Genomic DNA, 18950 nt, shown 5'->3' with positions numbered 1-18950 from the left:
TATAAGTATTATTTATTTCATTAAAGTTTAATTTCAATGTCTACACCAGACGGTAAGTCCAAACGCATTAAAGAATCAACCGTTTGTGGTGTTGGGTTTACGATATCGATTAAACGCTTATGCGTACGCATCTCGAATTGTTCACGAGAATCTTTGTACTTGTGTACAGCACGCAAGATTGTGTAAACAGATCTTTCAGTTGGAAGTGGAATCGGTCCAGATACAGCAGCACCAGAACGTTTTGCAGTTTCCACGATTTTCTCAGCTGATTGATCAAGAATTCTGTGATCATAAGCTTTTAAACGAATGCGAATTTTTTCTTTTGCCATTATTTTCCCTCCTTCTTTCGCCTATTTACTCATAGACATTCTCCGCGGAAATTAACCTGAGACACTCGCCATGGCAAAGCGGCCGGGTGTGTCAGCAACCTTCCGTTTCATCGCAAGTCAAAGACCAACATTATTTATTATACATAACTATAATATATAATGCAAATGTTTTTTTGTGTATCTGTGAGCACTTAACTATTATAACTAGTTACTATTAAGATTGCAATAAAAGTTATGCATTCTACTACTAATCAGTTATTACCAATTAATTGTTTAATGATTCCACCCAAACATATTTTTCTCTCTATTAATATAGAAGAAACTAGTCGTTATATAACGTCGGCATTGAGGAAGAATACTTACTTTGCAGTATCTGTCTCCTAGAAAACTGCTAATGTTAGTAAAGGGAGCTTGATAGGACTCGGACCTGGAATGTAGTATATATAGTTGATTTAATTATAAACTGTTTAAATAATAGTAAAACATATAAAAAAGCTGGTATGTTTACACATACCAGCTTTTAATCTGTAAAATTACTCTTGAATAGTTGCTACTACTCCAGCACCTACAGTACGTCCACCTTCACGGATAGAGAACTTAGTTCCTTCTTCGATCGCGATTGGAGCGATTAGTTCAACAGTCATTTCGATGTTGTCACCAGGCATAACCATTTCTACACCTTCAGGAAGGTTACAGATACCAGTTACGTCAGTTGTACGGAAGTAGAACTGAGGGCGGTAGTTAGAGAAGAATGGAGTATGACGTCCACCCTCTTCTTTAGATAGTACGTAAACCTCAGCTTTAAATTTTGTATGTGGAGTGATAGTACCAGGCTTAGCTAATACTTGGCCACGTTGGATATCGTCACGAGCTACTCCACGAAGAAGTGCACCGATGTTGTCTCCAGCTTCAGCATAGTCAAGAAGCTTACGGAACATCTCTACTCCAGTTACAGTTGTTGATTTTGGCTCTTCAGTTAAACCGATGATGTCGATAACGTCACCAACTTTAACTTGTCCACGCTCAACACGTCCAGTTGCAACTGTTCCACGACCAGTGATCGAGAATACATCCTCAACAGGCATCATGAAAGGCTTATCAGTGTCACGTGTTGGAGTTGGAATATACTCATCAACAGCGTTCATTAGTTCGATAATTTTTTCTTCCCACTCAGCTTCTCCTTCAAGAGCTTTAAGAGCAGAACCTTTAATTACAGGAATGTCGTCTCCAGGGAAATCGTACTCAGAAAGTAAGTCACGTACTTCCATTTCAACTAGTTCTAATAATTCTTCGTCGTCTACCATATCACACTTGTTCATGAATACAACAAGGTAAGGTACACCTACTTGACGAGATAAAAGAATGTGCTCACGAGTTTGTGGCATTGGACCATCAGCAGCAGATACTACTAGGATACCACCGTCCATTTGAGCAGCACCAGTGATCATGTTTTTAACGTAGTCAGCATGTCCTGGGCAGTCAACGTGTGCATAGTGACGAGTGTCAGTTTCGTACTCAACGTGAGAAGTTGAGATAGTGATTCCACGCTCTTTTTCTTCAGGAGCTGCGTCAATCATATCATAACCCATTGCTGCACCTTTACCACTGCGCTTTGCAAGTACAGTTGTGATAGCAGCTGTTAAAGTTGTTTTACCATGGTCAACGTGTCCAATTGTACCGATATTGGCATGCGTCTTGGAACGGTCGAATTTTTCTTTAGCCATTCGTAATTCCTCCTTAATTTACAATAAAAGTTTTTATTTATATGAGATGCTAGAAAGCGAATCTCACTTTATAGCCTACATAATTATTTATAAAGGATGATAACTATAAAATCAATTATTCACCTTTATTTTTTTTGATAATTTCTTCTGAGATCGACTTAGGTACTTCTTCATAATGGTCGAAATGCATTGTGAACACACCGCGTCCTTGTGTATTAGAACGTAATGATGTAGCATAACCGAACATTTCAGAAAGTGGAACCATTGCACGAACTACTTGAGCGTTACCACGAGCTTCCATACCTTCTACACGTCCACGACGAGCAGTGATACCACCCATGATATCTCCCATATATTCTTCTGGTGTTACTACTTCAACTTTCATAACTGGCTCTAAGATTACTGGGTTACATTTAGAAACTGCGTTTTTAAGAGCTAAAGAAGCAGCAATTTTAAACGCCATCTCACTAGAGTCAACATCATGGTAAGATCCATCTACTAGAGCAGCTTTCACATCGATTAATGGGTAACCAGCAAGAACACCGTTAGCCATAGCATCTTCAAGACCAGCTTGAACTGCAGGAACGTATTCACGTGGAACTACACCACCGACGATTTTGTTTTCGAATTCAAAACCTTTACCTTCTTCGTTTGGTTCGAATTCAATCCATACATGTCCGAATTGACCACGACCACCAGATTGACGAGCGAATTTACCTTCAACTTTAGCAGATGCACGGAACGTTTCGCGGTAAGCAACTTGTGGAGCACCCACATTAGCTTCTACCTTGAATTCACGTTTCATACGGTCTACTAAAATGTCTAAGTGAAGTTCACCCATACCAGCGATAATTGTTTGACCTGTTTCAGGGTCAGTATGTGCGCGGAATGTTGGATCTTCTTCTTGTAATTTTTGCAACGCTGTAGTCATTTTGTCTTGGTCTGCTTTAGATTTAGGTTCAACAGACAACTGAATTACCGGCTCTGGGAATTCCATAGACTCTAGAATTACTAGGTTTTTGTCATCGCATAGAGTGTCACCAGTTGTTGTATCTTTTAAACCAACTGCAGCCGCGATATCTCCAGAATATACAATGGAGATTTCTTCACGAGTGTTTGCGTGCATTTGTAGGATACGACCTACACGTTCACGTTTACCTTTTGTAGAGTTGATAACATAAGATCCAGAGTTTAATGTACCGGAGTACACACGGAAGAATGTTAATTTCCCTACATATGGGTCAGTCATAACTTTGAATGCTAGTGCAGCGAATGGAGCATCGTCACTAGACTCACGAATTACTTCTTCTTCTGTATCAGGAATAATACCTTTAATAGCAGGTACATCAGTTGGTGCTGGTAAGTAATCGATAACTGCATCCAACATTAATTGTACACCTTTATTTTTGAAGGCAGAACCACAAATTACTGGATAGAATTCAACATTTACTGTACCTTTACGGATAGCAGCTTTGATTTCATCTATTGTTAGTTCTTCACCTTCTAGGTATTTCATCATTAATTCTTCATCAAGCTCAGCAACCGCTTCGATTAAACTATTGCGGTATTCTTCTGCTTGCTCTTTGTATTCTTCAGGGATTTCACGAGCCTCAGTACGAGTCCCTTGATCATCCTCATAGTAATACGCAACATTTTCTACTAGATCAATAATACCGTTGAACTGATCTTCTGCACCAATTGGTAATTGGATTGGGTGAGCGTTCGCTTGTAAACGATCATGTATTGTACCTACAGAGTATAAGAAATCCGCACCAATTTTGTCCATTTTGTTTACAAATACGATACGTGGTACTCCGTAAGTTGTTGCTTGACGCCAAACAGTTTCTGTTTGTGGCTCAACTCCAGATTGCGCATCTAGAACTGCAACCGCACCATCAAGTACACGTAGTGAACGCTCAACTTCAACTGTGAAGTCTACGTGTCCAGGAGTGTCAATGATGTTTACGCGGTGGCCTTTCCATTGAGCTGTTGTAGCAGCAGATGTAATCGTGATTCCACGTTCTTGCTCCTGCTCCATCCAGTCCATTTGAGAAGCACCTTCATGAGTTTCACCAATTTTATGGATACGTCCAGTGTAGAATAAAACACGCTCAGTTGTAGTTGTTTTACCAGCATCGATGTGAGCCATGATACCGATATTACGCGTTTTTTCTAAGGAGAACTCTCTTGCCATTGGGTATTTCTCCTTCCTATAGTAAGTATAGATTTTATTATTTTATACCTAAAGCTGTTAGGCGGATTGCACGTAACAGCTTTAAGTTTGTATGTGATCTTACCAGCGGTAGTGAGCAAACGCTTTGTTTGCTTCTGCCATTTTATGCATGTCTTCACGTTTCTTAACGGAAGCACCTGTGTTGTTTGCAGCATCTAGGATTTCGTTAGCTAAACGCTCTTCCATCGTTTTTTCTCCACGAAGACGAGAGTAGTTAGTTAAATAACGAAGACCTAATGTGATACGGCGCTCAGGACGCACCTCAACTGGTACTTGGTAGTTTGCACCACCAACACGACGAGCTCTCACTTCAAGAACTGGCATGATGTTTTTAAGTGCTTGTTCGAACACTTCCATTGCATCTTTACCAGAACGCTCGCTTACTAGTTTGAATGCATTATAGATGATTGCTTGAGACTTACCTCTTTTTCCATCGATCATCATTTTGTTAATTAAACGAGTAACTAACTTTGAATTATAAAGTGGATCTGGTAACACGTCTCTTTTCGCAACTGGGCCTTTACGTGGCATAGTATTTCCTCCTTTCAAGCGATATTCTTGTATGTTTTAATATTATTTCTTAGCAGCTTTAGGTCTTTTTGCTCCGTACTTAGAACGACCTTGCATACGGTTGTTAACTCCAGCAGTGTCAAGTGCACCACGTACGATATGGTAACGTACCCCCGGTAAGTCTTTTACACGACCTCCACGGATTAACACAACACTGTGCTCTTGTAGGTTGTGCCCGATACCTGGGATATAAGCAGTTACCTCGATACCGTTAGTTAAACGTACACGAGCATATTTACGTAATGCTGAGTTTGGTTTTTTCGGTGTCATAGTACCAACACGAGTACAAACTCCACGCTTTTGCGGAGACGTTAGGTTAGTTTGAGCTTTTTTAAAGCTGTTATAACCTTTGTTTAAAGCAGGTGACTTAGAAGCAGTCGTTTTGCTTTCGCGTCCTTTACGTACTAATTGGTTAATAGTAGGCATTATTTGTTTCCTCCTCCCTAATTTTTTAAGACCACACATCCAGGTGGTTCATTTTAAATTAAAAAACAAAGTCTTTGTGTTTAAAAGCACAAAAACAGTTTTTATTTAATGATTGCAACAGCAGAAGCTCCCACTTCAATTCCACAAGCTTTGCCAAGCTTTTTCATAGAATCTACTTTTGTGATAGGCACGTTATGCTCTATTGCAGTTTGGATGACTTTTTGTGTAACTTTCACATCAGCATCATCTGCAATAACTACTTCTCTAGCTGTTCCTGCTTTCAGCGCCTTCACTGATTGTTTTGTACCAACAATGAAGTTCGTAGCCTGCATTACTTTTTCATAAGACATATAATATATCCTCCAAAGCAACAGGTTATATAAGCACCTTTGCTATATTATCACCTTTGTTTTTAAAAGTCAACTTTATTTAAAAGAAAAATCATAATAAGAAGTTGAGTGCATATTATATACTCTCACTTTCTATTAGTTATTCTTTAAAATAGATTGCCGGGCGAGATCCGCCCGACAATCACTTTATTTATTCAGCCGGAACTGCTTCTTCGTCCGTTTGCTTTGATAATTCAAATTTACGGTAACGATTCATCCCTGTTCCTGCAGGTACTAATTTACCAATAATTACATTTTCCTTTAATCCTAATAATTCATCGCGCTTACCTTTAATTGCAGCATCTGTTAGGACACGAGTTGTTTCTTGGAATGATGCAGCAGATAAGAATGAATCAGTTTCAAGAGATGCTTTTGTAATACCTAGTAATACAGGGCGACCAATTGCTGGTATACGACCTTCTAGTAATACTTTTTCATTTGCATCTGTAAATTGGTGAATGTCGAGCAGAGTTCCAGGTAATACATCTGTATCTCCCGCGTCGATAACACGTACTTTACGAAGCATTTGGCGAACCATTACCTCTACGTGTTTATCTCCTATTTCTACCCCTTGCATACGATAAACTTTTTGTACTTCTAAAAGTAAATATTCTTGAACTGCGTTCATATCTTTTACTCTTAGTAGCTCTTTCGGATCGATAGAACCTTCTGTAAGCACCTGTCCGCGCTCTACTTCACTGTTAACAGCAACCTTTAATCTTGCTGTATACGGTGCAGTATACGTTCTAGTTTCTACTTCACCTTGGACAACAATCTCCTGTTGACGATCGCGACCTTCATTTATCGCTGTTACAACTCCTGAAATTTCAGAAATAACTGCTTGACCTTTCGGGTTACGAGCTTCAAATAACTCTTGAATACGCGGTAAACCTTGTGTGATATCGTCTCCTGCTACCCCACCTGTATGGAACGTACGCATTGTAAGCTGAGTTCCTGGTTCTCCGATGGATTGAGCCGCTATAATTCCGACAGCTTCCCCAACTTCTACTTCTAAACCAGTCGCTAAATTACGTCCATAACATTTCTTACAAACACCGTGTCTTGTGTTACAAGTGAATACGGAACGAATCCAAGTAGTTTCAATACCTGCATCTACAATAATTTTAGCGATATCTTCAGTTATTAAGCCGTTTTCTTCAACAAGTATTTCACCTGTCTCTGGGTGTTTAACATTTTTTCTAGCATAACGACCGATTAGTCGTTCTTCTAGTTTTTCTACTACCTCTGTACCATCCTTTAGAGAAGATACTTCTAAACCACGGTCTGTACCACAGTCTTCTTCACGAACGATTACATCTTGCGCCACATCAACAAGACGACGAGTTAAGTAACCAGAGTCGGCTGTTTTTAACGCTGTATCTGCTAGACCTTTACGAGCCCCGTGGGTAGAGATAAAGTACTCTAATACGGTTAAACCTTCACGGAAACTAGATTTAATCGGTAACTCAATAATACGACCAGATGGGTTTGCCATAAGTCCACGCATACCAGCTAACTGTGTAAAGTTAGATGCGTTACCACGGGCACCAGAGTCACTCATCATAAAGATATGGTTTAGACTTGGTAAGGAAGCCATTAGCTTACCTTGAATATTATCCTTTGCAGCACTCCAGATGGCAATTACACGATCATAACGCTCTTCTTCCGTAATTAAACCACGGCGGAACTGCTTAAGAACAGTGTCTACTTTTGTTTGTGCTTCTGTTAAAATTTCTTCTTTTTCTTTCAATACTACGATATCAGCCACACCAACTGTAATACCAGCTTTTGTCGAGTATCTAAATCCTAGGTTTTTCATTCTATCAAGCATTTTTGATGTTTCAGTAATTTTGAAACGCTTAAATACCTCTGCAATGATATTACCTAAAATTTTCTTTTTAAATGGATCGATTAGCGGTTGTGCCACAATAAATTCTCTCACATTTACTCCCGGCTCAATGAAGTACTTAGATGGTGTTTCTTTTTCCAAGTTATATTGAGTAGGCTCATTAATGTATGGGAACGACGTTGGTAAAATTTCATTAAAGATCATTTTTCCAACAGTTGTAACGATAAGTTTTCTTCTTTGTTCTTCAGTAAACGTTTCGTTCGTTAAAGATCCTGCGTGAACTGCGACACGTGAATGTAAATGTACATATCCGTTTTGGTATGCAATTAGTGCTTCATTTACATCTTTAAACACCATACCTTCCCCTACTGCACCTTCTCTTTCAAGAGTTAAGTAATAGTTACCTAAAACCATATCTTGAGAAGGAGTAACAACAGGTTTTCCATCTTTAGGGTTAAGGATGTTTTGAGCAGCTAACATTAGGATACGTGCTTCTGCTTGCGCTTCTGCAGATAGAGGTACGTGAACAGCCATTTGGTCACCGTCGAAGTCAGCGTTGTAAGCTGTACATACTAACGGATGCAAACGAATCGCACGACCTTCTACTAATGTAGGTTCGAATGCCTGAATTCCAAGTCTATGTAACGTTGGAGCACGGTTTAGTAGAACCGGGTGTTCTTTAATAACACTCTCTAATACATCCCAAACTTCAGGTTGAACTCTTTCGATTTTTCGTTTTGCACTCTTAATGTTATGCGCAAGTCCTCTTTCAACTAGCTCTTTCATAACGAAAGGCTTAAATAGTTCAAGTGCCATCTCTTTTGGAAGACCACATTGATACATTTTTAAGTTCGGACCAACGACGATAACAGAACGTCCAGAGTAGTCAACACGTTTACCTAATAAGTTTTGACGGAAACGACCTTGTTTCCCTTTTAACATATGTGATAGGGATTTCAATGGACGGTTACCCGGTCCAGTAACAGGACGCCCACGTCTACCGTTATCAATTAGTGCGTCAACCGCCTCTTGAAGCATACGCTTTTCGTTTTGAACGATAATGCTTGGCGCACCAAGATCTAACAAACGTTTTAAACGATTGTTTCTGTTAATAACACGGCGATATAGATCGTTTAAATCAGAAGTTGCAAAACGACCACCATCTAACTGTACCATCGGACGAAGTTCTGGTGGAATTACCGGCAGAACATCTAAAATCATCCATGAAGGTTCATTACCAGACCCTCTAAATGACTCTAAAACTTCAAGGCGCTTGATTGCTCTTGTACGTCTTTGTCCTTGTGCAGTTTTTAATTCTTCTTTTAATGTATCTACTTCTTTTTCTAAATCGATATCAGATAAAAGTTTTCGAATTGCTTCTGCTCCCATAGAAGCTTGGAAAGTTTGCCCGTATTTTTCACGATACGCACGATATTCCTTTTCTGAAAGCAATTGCTTTTTCTCGAGTGGTGTATCTCCCGTTTCCGTTACAACGTAAGAAGCAAAATAAATTACTTCTTCCAGCGCACGCGGTGACATATCTAGAACAAGACCCATTCTACTTGGGATTCCTTTGAAATACCAAATGTGTGATACAGGTGCTGCAAGCTCAATATGCCCCATACGCTCACGGCGTACTTTTTGTCTCGTTACTTCAACTCCACAACGATCACAAACTACTCCTTTATAACGGACACGCTTATACTTACCACAGTGACACTCCCAGTCCTTTGTTGGACCGAATATTCTTTCGCAAAATAAGCCGTCTTTTTCAGGCTTAAGTGTACGATAGTTGATTGTTTCCGGTTTTTTTACTTCTCCGAAAGACCATGATCTGATCTTATCCGGAGAAGCTAAACCTATCTTCATATATTCAAAGTTATTAACATCTAGCAAGGGGCCTACCTCCCTTATAGTATACAGGTTTTACCCAAATGCCTGTCAGCACTATTCTTTCACTACTGTTTCTTTTACTTCTTCTTCATTTGCGTTTACATTTAAGCTTTCAGAAGAAGGATCTTCATCATCTTCTAAGTCACGCATTTCAATCTCTTCATCGTCTCCAGATAGGATTTTAACATCCATTCCTAAACTTTGAAGTTCTTTGATTAATACTTTGAATGATTCTGGTACTCCTGGTTCAGGTACATTCTCACCTTTAACGATCGCTTCGTAAGTCTTAACACGTCCTACAACATCATCCGACTTAACTGTCAAGATTTCTTGAAGTGTATAAGCTGCACCGTAAGCTTCAAGTGCCCAAACCTCCATCTCACCAAAACGCTGACCACCAAATTGTGCTTTACCACCAAGCGGCTGTTGCGTAACTAATGAGTACGGGCCAGTGGAACGAGCATGTAATTTATCGTCAACCATGTGGGCTAACTTAATCATATACATAATTCCTACAGAAACACGATTATCGAACGCTTCACCAGTTCTTCCATCGTAAAGAACAGTCTTCGCATCACGCGCCATTCCTGCTTCTTCTAACGTACTCCAAACATCGTCCTCCGTTGCACCATCAAATACAGGAGATGCTACATGAATTCCAAGTCTACGAGCTGCCATTCCTAAGTGAAGCTCTAGCACCTGACCGATATTCATACGAGATGGAACTCCTAATGGGTTTAACATGATGTCAACAGGTGTTCCGTCCGGTAAATATGGCATATCTTCTTCTGGTAAGATGCGGGAAATAACCCCTTTGTTACCATGTCGTCCAGCCATTTTGTCACCTTCGGAAATCTTACGCTTCTGAACGATGTAGACACGAACTAGTTGATTAACTCCTGGAGGTAGTTCATCTCCATCTTCACGATTAAACACTTTTACATCTAGAACGATTCCTCCACCACCATGTGGTACACGTAGAGATGTATCACGAACTTCACGAGCTTTTTCACCAAAGATTGCATGTAAAAGTCTTTCTTCTGCAGTAAGTTCCGTTACACCTTTAGGAGTTACTTTACCTACTAATAGATCGCCATCCTTTACCTCTGCACCGATGCGAATAATTCCGCGCTCATCTAAATTCTTTAATGCATCTTCCCCTACGTTAGGAATATCTCTTGTAATTTCTTCTGGTCCAAGCTTCGTATCACGGGACTCAGACTCATACTCTTCAATATGAACAGAAGTATATACATCATCTTTTACAAGGCGTTCACTCATAATGATAGCATCCTCATAGTTGTAACCATCCCATGTCATGAATGCAACCATTACGTTTCTACCAAGAGCAAGTTCCCCTAATTGCATAGATGGGCCGTCAGCGAGGATTTCTCCTTTTACCACTTCATTGCCTACTGCTACGATTGGGCGTTGGTTATAGCAAGTACCTTGGTTCGAACGGATGAACTTTTGTAAGCGATATTTATCTAAATTACCTTTTACTTTTTGTCCGTCTACCTCTTCGATACGACGAACATGAACTTCACGAGCCTCAACACGCTCTACAATTCCAGGATATTTACAGATTACTGCAGCACCTGAATCTCTTGCAGATACATGCTCCATCCCAGTACCAACAATTGGTGACTCTGGATTTAGTAAAGGAACTGCTTGACGTTGCATGTTCGCTCCCATTAATGCACGGTTTGAGTCGTCATTCTCTAAGAACGGGATACAAGCCGTTGCAGCAGAAACTACCTGCTTAGGAGAAACGTCCATGTAGTCAATTCGTTCGCGTTTTACTACTGTGTTTTCACCACGGAAACGAGCTACTACATTTTCATCTAAGAAAGATCCATCGTCACCTAGCAGTACGTTTGCTTGGGCTACAACGTAATTATCTTCCTCATCTGCTGTTAAGTAGTCGATTTGCGAAGTTACTTTACCAGTCTCCGGATCAACCTTACGGTAAGGAGTTTCAATAAATCCAAACTTGTTTACCTTTGCAAAAGAAGATAACGAGTTTATTAACCCGATGTTTGGACCCTCTGGAGTTTCGATCGGACACATACGACCGTAGTGAGAATAGTGAACATCACGAACCTCAAATCCAGCACGTTCACGAGTTAAACCACCTGGTCCTAAAGCAGACAATCTTCTCTTATGTGTTAATTCTGCAAGTGGGTTTGTTTGGTCCATGAATTGTGAAAGCTGAGAGCTTCCGAAAAACTCTTTAATAGATGCGATAACAGGACGAATATTAATTAACTGCTGCGGAGTAATCGTGTTTGTGTCTTGAATAGACATTCTTTCACGTACTACACGCTCCATTCTGGATAACCCAATTCTAAACTGGTTCTGTAAAAGTTCACCAACAGAACGTAAACGACGGTTACCTAAATGGTCAATATCATCTGTATCTCCAACTTGATGTAGTAAATTAAAGAAATAACTAATAGAAGCAATAATATCTGATGCAGAAATATGTTTAACGTTTTCCTCGATAAACCCATTTCCGATTACATTAATTTCCTTTTCTCCATCAGCATCACTTGGTGCATAAATCTTAATTGATTGAAGAGCAACTTCCTCTTCAACAACACCGCCAGATGGATGGAACGAAACTAATCCAATACCGTTTTCTAAGTAAGGTAGGATACGATCTAACGTTCTGCGATCTAACATAGTCCCTTTTTCTGCGATAATTTCACCAGTTTCAGGGTCAACTAATGTTTCAGCTAACGTTTGATTAAATAATCTGTTTTTTATATGAAGCTTTTTGTTGATTTTGTAACGACCAACACTTGCTAAGTCATATCGTTTTGGATCGAAGAATCTTGATTCTAACAAACTTTTTGCGTTCTCAACTGTTGGTGGTTCACCTGGACGTAAACGCTCATAGATTTCTAGTAGCGCTTTTTCCGTACTTTCTGTATTATCTTTATCAAGCGTGTTGCGTAAATACTCATTATCACCTAATAAATCGATAATCTCTTGATCCGAACCGAATCCTAGCGCACGCAAAAGAACCGTTACCGGTAGTTTACGAGTACGATCGATACGAACGTACACAACATCTTTCGCATCTGTCTCATATTCTAACCAAGCACCACGGTTTGGGATAACAGTAGCTGTAAAGCCCTTTTTCCCGTTTTTGTCCATTTTCCCATTGTAATAAACACTTGGTGAACGTACTAATTGCGAAACGATAACACGTTCTGCACCATTAATTACAAACGTACCAGTATCCGTCATTAACGGGAAATCGCCCATAAATACATCTTGGTCTTTAACTTCCCCTGTTTCTTTATTAATGAGGCGCACTTTTACACGTAAAGGTGCTGAGTATGTAACATCTCTTTCCTTCGATTCATCTACTGGATATTTCGGCTCTCCAAGGCTATAATCAATAAATTCTAATGATAGATTTCCAGTGAAATCTTCAATAGGAGAAATATCGTGAAACATTTCTCTTAAGCCTTCATCTAAGAACCATTGGTAAGATGAAGTTTGAATCTCAATTAAATTTGGTAATTCTAACACTTCACTAATGCGAGCATAACTTCTGCGTTGGCGGTGTCGTCCGTATTGAACTAGTTGACCTGTCAACTGATTCACCCCTCGTATCTAGCGTAATTGATGGAATACTACTATTATTTTTAGCAATAAAACTAATAAATGCTAAAAAAGAAAAATGGCTTCTAATAGAAAACCACATTTTTACTTAACGCTCTATTGATTTTACTATCTTTTCCATATGTACTAAATTTATACACAAAAAGTGCGCAAAGTTTTACAACACATGAAAATACATATTGGCATTAAACAATGCTACCACAAGTAAAAAAAGTCGTCAACCTTTTTTTGATTTTATGATATAATAACCTTTTTTCTTCAAAACCACTTCGACTTCTTCAAAAACTTCATTTAATTTATCTATAGCCGAGGGAGCTCCTTGCTTCTTTTGAATAACTACCCACAATTCCCCTCCGTTCACTAAGTGTTCATAAGAAGTTTCTAAAATTTCATGCACAACTTTTTTCCCAGCCCGAATAGGTGGATTTGTTAAAATAGCTGCAAAAGTGTCGCTCTTTTCTAAACCTTTTAAAGCATCGCTTTTCTTTATTTCTATATTATCAACTTCGTTTTGAACCGCGTTTTGTTTCGCTAATTGTAACGCTCTCTCATTTACATCTACCATTTTAATGAGTCTATCCTGAAACTGTTTCGCCAAAGTTATGCCAATAGGTCCATAGCCACAACCTACATCTAATACATCTCCCTCTACCAACGGCATTTCAAACGCTTCGATCAACACCTTTGAACCGAAATCAATTTCATTCTTTGAAAACACACCAGCGTCAGTTGTAAAACTTAAAGTAAAATCTCTCAACTTGTACTCCCAAGTTTTTCTGTCACTTTCGACCGTTGGATTTTCTGAATAATAGTGATTACTCAATTGTATTTACCCTCCTTTTTCTCAATGTAAATGCAATAAGACAACATAAAAATTAGCAACTTTATTATTATGTCTTATTCCCATTAATCTTACACATTTATATACATAAAAAAAGCCCGCTAAATTAATAGCGAGCTTTTTGTTATTACTTAACTTCTACAGAAGCTCCAACTTCTTCAAGTTTAGCTTTCATTTCTTCAGCTTCTTCTTTAGATACGCCTTCTTTAAGAGCTTTAGGAGTGTTGTCTACTAATTCTTTAGCTTCTTTTAATCCTAAACCAGTGATTTCACGTACTACTTTGATAACTTTGATTTTTTGTCCACCAGCAGATTCAAGTACTACGTCAAATTCAGTTTGCTCTGCAGCAGCTTCACCAGCACCAGCAGCAGCAACAGCTACAGGAGCTGCAGCAGTTACACCAAACTCTTCTTCGATTGCTTTTACTAAGTCATTTAATTCTAAAACAGTCATATTTTTAACCGCTTCAATGATTTGTTCTTTAGTCATTGTTATTTCCTCCTTGTTTTTAAGTGATTCATTTATAAAAAAATCTAGTTAACTTGCTTTAAGACAATTATGCGCCTTGTTCTTCTTTTTGATCTGCAACTGCTTTTGTTGCAAGAGCAAGGTTACGAATAGGAGCTTGAAGGACGCTAAGCAACATAGAAAGTAAACCTTCGCGAGACGGAAGTTCCGCAAGAGCTTTTACCTCTTCTAAAGTAGCAACATTACCTTCGATTACACCCGCTTTAATTTCTAACGCTTCATGCTTTTTAGCGAAATCATTTAAGATTTTCGCAGGAGCAACTACATCTTCTTTAGAGAAAGCGATAGCGTTTGGTCCTGTTAATGCATCGTTAAGACCTGCTAACTCAGCAGCTTCTGCTGCACGACGAGTTAATGTGTTTTTGTAAACTTTGAAGTCGATGCCCGCATCCCGTAATTGCTTACGTAATTCTGTTACTTCCGCAACATTTAGTCCACGGTAATCTACTACAACTGTCGAAACTGACTCGCGTAGTTTTGCAGCGATTTCATCAACTACTTGTTTCTTCATTTCAACTGCTTTGCTCATTATTACACCTCCTAATAAAGTGATATATCCTTATACCGTTTGGTGTACATAAAAAATACCTCCATCAGACATGGAGGTATGAATTTAATCGTTAAAACGAGAAAGTTTTACGTTCAAATTACACCTCGGTAGGAAATTAAGCCTTTAAGGGCACCTACTGTCTACGGTACAAACAATATTTATTTCAACACAACGTTATTTATTATAACCGCGTGTATTTATAATGTCAATATGTTAGTTTTTTACAGTGAAAGTAGATGGATCCACTTTAACACCAGGGCCCATTGTAGAAGTTACAGAAACGTTTTTCACGTAAGTTCCTTTAGCCGCAGCTGGTTTCACTTTTAACATAGTTTCATAAATTGTAGCGAAGTTTTCAGCAAGTTTGTCGTTTTCGAAAGATACTTTTCCGATTGGAACGTGGATGTTTCCAGCTTTATCTACACGATACTCTACTTTACCTGCTTTAATTTCATTAATTGCTTTTGTTACGTCAAAAGTAACTGTACCAGTTTTAGGGTTCGGCATTAAACCTTTAGGTCCTAACACACGACCAAGTTTACCAACTTCACCCATCATGTCTGGAGTAGCTACGATAACATCAAAATCAAACCAACCTTGTTGGATCTTGTTGATATAGTCTGCATCTCCAACGAAATCTGCTCCAGCAGCTTCTGCTTCTTTCGCTTTTTCGCCTTTAGCAAATACTAACACACGTTGAGTTTTACCAGTACCGTGTGGTAATACTACTGCACCACGAATTTGTTGGTCGTTTTTACGAGGGTCAACTCCTAAACGGAATGCTACCTCTACAGTTGCATCGAATTTAGCGATGCTAGTTTTCTTCACTAATTCAATTGCCTCTTCAACAGAGTAAGCTGTTGTGCGGTCAACTAATTTAGCTGCTTCTACATATTTTTTACCTTTTTTTGCCATTTTAAAAATCCTCCTTATGTGGTTTTAGCGGAATAACCTCCCACGAATAAAGGTTGCGAATTGGCCAAGACCTTTTTCGCAACCTAGAACAAGAAAAGCTAACAGTTACATAGGATTAGTCTTCAATAACGATACCCATGCTGCGAGCTGTACCTTCAACCATGCGCATTGCAGCTTCTACGCTTGCAGCGTTAAGATCCGGCATTTTTGTTTCCGCAATCTCGCGTACTTTATCGCGCTTAACTGTAGCTACTTTATTACGATTTGGTTCACCAGAACCTGACTCAATACCAGCTGCTTTTTTAAGTAAAACTGCAGCAGGTGGAGTTTTCGTAATAAATGTAAATGAACGGTCTTCAAATACCGTAATTTCAACAGGGATAATTAATCCAGCTTGATCAGCTGTACGAGCGTTAAACTCTTTACAGAAACCCATGATGTTAACACCTGCTTGACCTAATGCAGGACCAACTGGTGGAGCTGGGTTTGCCTTACCTGCCGGAATTTGTAATTTTACCATTTTTATTACTTTTTTAGCCACGAGACACACCTCCTTAAGTCCGTGATGTGGTATTTGGGATTGCTCCCTCCCACTCATCCTAATTCTTTATATTATGAGATAAAGAATATTTAATATTAGAACATCTCAATTGAGACATACTGACCTTTGAAATAATATCATTTTCCTTCGATAATTTCAAGTTCTTTTCAATTATAATTTTTCTATCTGTGAAAAATCAAGTTCTACCGGTGTTTCTCTACCAAACATATTTACTAAAACTTTTACCTTATGTTTCTCTTTGTCCATTTCATCGATAAACCCAGTAAAATTAGCAAATGGACCTTCTTTTACTTTAACAGTTTCTTTTAATTCAAAATCAACATCTAACTGTTTTTCTTGCATTCCCATTCTCTTTAAAATGGAATTAACTTCCTCTGGTAGTAGCGGTGTTGGCTTTGAACCAGATCCAGCAGATCCAACGAATCCTGTTACACCTGGAGTGTTTCTTACTACATACCACGAATCATCTGTCATGACGATTTCTACTAACACGTAACCAGGGAATACTTTTTTCTTTGCTACTTTTTTCTTTCCATTCTTTAATTCTGTTTCTTCCTCTTCCGGTACAACAACTCGGAAGATTTTATCTTGCATATTCATTGATTCTACTCTTTTTTCAAGATTCGCCTTTACTTTGTTTTCGTATCCTGAATAAGTATGAACGACGTACCAGTTCTTTTCCATCCGCAAGGACTTACTGTCCGTCCCCCCTCTATTTATATATTTTTACCAAATGAAAAAACCCGGTAACCGGGCTTTTTTTGTCAATCGATATTATTCACATTATACCATGATTTGCGAGCCGTTATTCAACCATAAATGAAAATATACATAAAAAATTAATTAATAAGGAATCGCATAAGTGCAGAAAGACCTGTATCAATAACAGCAAAGAAAATCGCAACAATAAGAACGGTTACAACAACTGTAATCGTGTATCTAGTTAGTTCTTTTTGTTTTGGCCAGCTTACTTTCTTCATTTCTCGTTTGACACCACGGAAAAAGTTAGTTAAACGTTGCATCGATGTTACCTCCACCTAGAATAGTACGAACTACTTTGTTTCTCGATGTATCGTGTGTATGTTACATACTTTACAAAACTTATTTATCTCTAAACGAACGTTGCTTTGTTTTTCACTTTTCATCGTTGTATAATTTCTAGCTCCACAATTAGAGCAGGCAAGTACAACTTTTTTGCTCATCTTTTATCACCACTTGACAATTTAAGTCTTTAAAACTTTACCATATTGGTAATCTAAGTGTCAACAAAGCATTAAAGTGTTATTTCTCTAAGTTCTAAATATCTTTCTAACTTACGTTTTACTCTTTGTAAAGCGTTATCAATAGATTTGACGTGTCGGTTTAAATCTTCTGAAATTTCTTGGTAAGAACGACCATCTAAGTAAAGGGAAAGAACCTTTCTTTCAAGATCACTTAGTAACTCCTCCATCTTCACTTCAATATCATCAAATTCTTCTTGATTTATTATTAATTCTTCTGGATCTGACACTTTTGCTCCTGAAATAACATCCATCAACGTACGATCTGATTCTTCGTCGTAGATAGGCTTGTCCAAAGAAACATAAGAGTTAAGTGGAATATGCTTTTGTCTTGTTGCTGTCTTAATAGCAGTGATGATTTGTCTTGTAATACAAAGCTCTGCAAACGCCTTAAAAGAAGTAAGCTTGTCTTCCTTAAAGTCACGAATTGCTTTATATAACCCAATCATCCCTTCCTGAACAATATCTTCACGATCCGCTCCGATAAGAAAGTAAGAACGCGCCTTCGCTTTTACGAAGTTTCTATATTTATTAATTAAGTAATCTAGCGCTTCACTATTTCCATCATGAACTAATTCCACTACTACTTCATCTTCCATTACATCAAAGTTTGTTATTCGATCTCTCTGGCCGCTAACTATCACACGCATCCCCCCGATCGCACAGTAGATAGCAATATTATACAGTACATAGAAAAAGAGCGTCAACCCACTTAACGCTCCCCTCTTCTCCATTTTTCGAATTTTTTTAAAATTATATCATCTAATTCAATTCGTTTTGATGGTTTTTCATTTTTGAAGTTTGTTACTTTTTTCCTAATTCTTGATTCGATAACATTTACTTCTGTTAATAGCTCCCTCGCTGACTTTCTTAACGCACCTTGTCCAAAAATGGCCCATTGTTCGGTAAAATCAGAAGTTGCTACATGAATTTGTGTTCGTATATTTGAAAGCTCTCTTGCTAATTTTTCTATACGTTCATCTGCTGTCTCATTTTCTCTAGTATAAATAACATCGACTCTGGAGTTTGTATATTTTTTTTCTACACCTTGAGTTAAATGAGCGTCAAATATAATAATGACTTGATAACCAGTATAAGCTTGATATTCGGCCATTTTTGACACTAAAATATCTCGTGCAAGTGCAAGGTCTTCTCCTTTTAACCTTCTAAGTTCGGGCCATGCCCCGATAATATTGTATCCATCCACAAGTAGGATATCCATTT

At 38.5% G+C, this 18950-nt stretch carries 18 protein-coding genes and 1 other annotated feature; all 18 genes read right to left on the bottom strand.

Annotated elements, in window-relative coordinates; genetic code table 11:
* Nucleotides 1–20 precede the first annotated feature (20 nt).
* Nucleotides 21–329, bottom strand: a complete 309-nt coding sequence (gene rpsJ / locus BC6307_RS23680; RefSeq protein ID WP_066414024.1) for a 30S ribosomal protein S10 — start codon at nt 327–329, stop codon at nt 21–23.
* Between the two features lie 533 nt (nt 330–862).
* Nucleotides 863–2053: an elongation factor Tu gene (tuf, locus tag BC6307_RS23675; RefSeq protein WP_066414023.1), complete on the bottom strand. Its 1191-nt coding sequence runs from the start codon at nt 2051–2053 to the stop codon at nt 863–865.
* Between the two features lie 115 nt (nt 2054–2168).
* Nucleotides 2169–4247: an elongation factor G gene (gene fusA, locus BC6307_RS23670; protein ID WP_066414021.1), complete on the bottom strand. Its 2079-nt coding sequence runs from the start codon at nt 4245–4247 to the stop codon at nt 2169–2171.
* A 99-nt stretch (nt 4248–4346) separates the two neighbouring features.
* Nucleotides 4347–4817, bottom strand: coding sequence for a 30S ribosomal protein S7 (rpsG, locus tag BC6307_RS23665; protein WP_066414018.1), 471 nt, complete (start codon nt 4815–4817; stop codon nt 4347–4349).
* 42 nt (nt 4818–4859) lie between these two features.
* Nucleotides 4860–5282: a 30S ribosomal protein S12 gene (gene rpsL, locus BC6307_RS23660; RefSeq protein ID WP_066414016.1), complete on the bottom strand. Its 423-nt coding sequence runs from the start codon at nt 5280–5282 to the stop codon at nt 4860–4862.
* A gap of 101 nt (nt 5283–5383) precedes the next feature.
* Nucleotides 5384–5632, bottom strand: coding sequence for a 50S ribosomal protein L7ae-like protein (locus tag BC6307_RS23655; RefSeq protein WP_066414014.1), 249 nt, complete (start codon nt 5630–5632; stop codon nt 5384–5386).
* A 190-nt stretch (nt 5633–5822) separates the two neighbouring features.
* A complete protein-coding gene (rpoC, locus tag BC6307_RS23650; protein WP_066414012.1) occupies nt 5823–9416 on the bottom strand; it encodes a DNA-directed RNA polymerase subunit beta' in 3594 nt (1197 codons plus the stop codon).
* A gap of 51 nt (nt 9417–9467) precedes the next feature.
* Complete coding sequence (gene rpoB, locus BC6307_RS23645; protein WP_066414009.1) at nt 9468–13022, bottom strand: DNA-directed RNA polymerase subunit beta; 3555 nt, start codon at nt 13020–13022, stop codon at nt 9468–9470.
* Nucleotides 13023–13266: 244 nt separating this feature from the next.
* Nucleotides 13267–13872, bottom strand: a complete 606-nt coding sequence (locus tag BC6307_RS23640; RefSeq protein WP_066414007.1) for a class I SAM-dependent methyltransferase — start codon at nt 13870–13872, stop codon at nt 13267–13269.
* A gap of 145 nt (nt 13873–14017) precedes the next feature.
* Entirely contained in the window at nt 14018–14380 is a 363-nt protein-coding gene (gene rplL, locus BC6307_RS23635; RefSeq protein WP_066414005.1) for a 50S ribosomal protein L7/L12, read from the bottom strand.
* Nucleotides 14381–14447: 67 nt separating this feature from the next.
* On the bottom strand, nt 14448–14948 hold the full coding sequence (gene rplJ / locus BC6307_RS23630; protein WP_066414001.1) for a 50S ribosomal protein L10: 501 nt from the start codon (nt 14946–14948) through the stop codon (nt 14448–14450).
* Between the two features lie 40 nt (nt 14949–14988).
* Nucleotides 14989–15133, bottom strand: a sequence feature (ribosomal protein L10 leader region).
* Between the two features lie 49 nt (nt 15134–15182).
* Nucleotides 15183–15884, bottom strand: a complete 702-nt coding sequence (gene rplA, locus BC6307_RS23625; RefSeq protein WP_066413999.1) for a 50S ribosomal protein L1 — start codon at nt 15882–15884, stop codon at nt 15183–15185.
* 115 nt (nt 15885–15999) lie between these two features.
* Nucleotides 16000–16425, bottom strand: coding sequence for a 50S ribosomal protein L11 (rplK, locus tag BC6307_RS23620; protein ID WP_028397322.1), 426 nt, complete (start codon nt 16423–16425; stop codon nt 16000–16002).
* A gap of 171 nt (nt 16426–16596) precedes the next feature.
* Nucleotides 16597–17130 (bottom strand): transcription termination/antitermination protein NusG, encoded by a 534-nt coding sequence (nusG, locus tag BC6307_RS23615; RefSeq protein WP_066413996.1) that lies wholly within the window; start codon nt 17128–17130, stop codon nt 16597–16599.
* A 155-nt stretch (nt 17131–17285) separates the two neighbouring features.
* Entirely contained in the window at nt 17286–17468 is a 183-nt protein-coding gene (gene secE, locus BC6307_RS23610) for a preprotein translocase subunit SecE (protein WP_066413994.1), read from the bottom strand.
* A 30-nt stretch (nt 17469–17498) separates the two neighbouring features.
* Nucleotides 17499–17648, bottom strand: coding sequence for a 50S ribosomal protein L33 (gene rpmG, locus BC6307_RS23605; RefSeq protein ID WP_084380300.1), 150 nt, complete (start codon nt 17646–17648; stop codon nt 17499–17501).
* Between the two features lie 71 nt (nt 17649–17719).
* Entirely contained in the window at nt 17720–18433 is a 714-nt protein-coding gene (sigH, locus tag BC6307_RS23600) for an RNA polymerase sporulation sigma factor SigH (protein WP_213083728.1), read from the bottom strand.
* A gap of 5 nt (nt 18434–18438) precedes the next feature.
* The gene (locus BC6307_RS23595) at nt 18439–18948 is read right to left on the bottom strand and encodes an NYN domain-containing protein (RefSeq protein ID WP_066413988.1); all 510 of its coding nucleotides are present in this window, start codon (nt 18946–18948) and stop codon (nt 18439–18441) included.
* Nucleotides 18949–18950 lie beyond the last annotated feature (2 nt).

Origin of the sequence: Sutcliffiella cohnii (genome assembly GCF_002250055.1) — a bacterium.
GTDB classification, from domain to species: Bacteria; Bacillota; Bacilli; order Bacillales; family Bacillaceae_I; genus Sutcliffiella; species Sutcliffiella cohnii.
The sequence above is the reverse complement of the archived record's forward strand: the minus strand, read 5'-3'. Positions and strand labels throughout refer to the sequence as shown.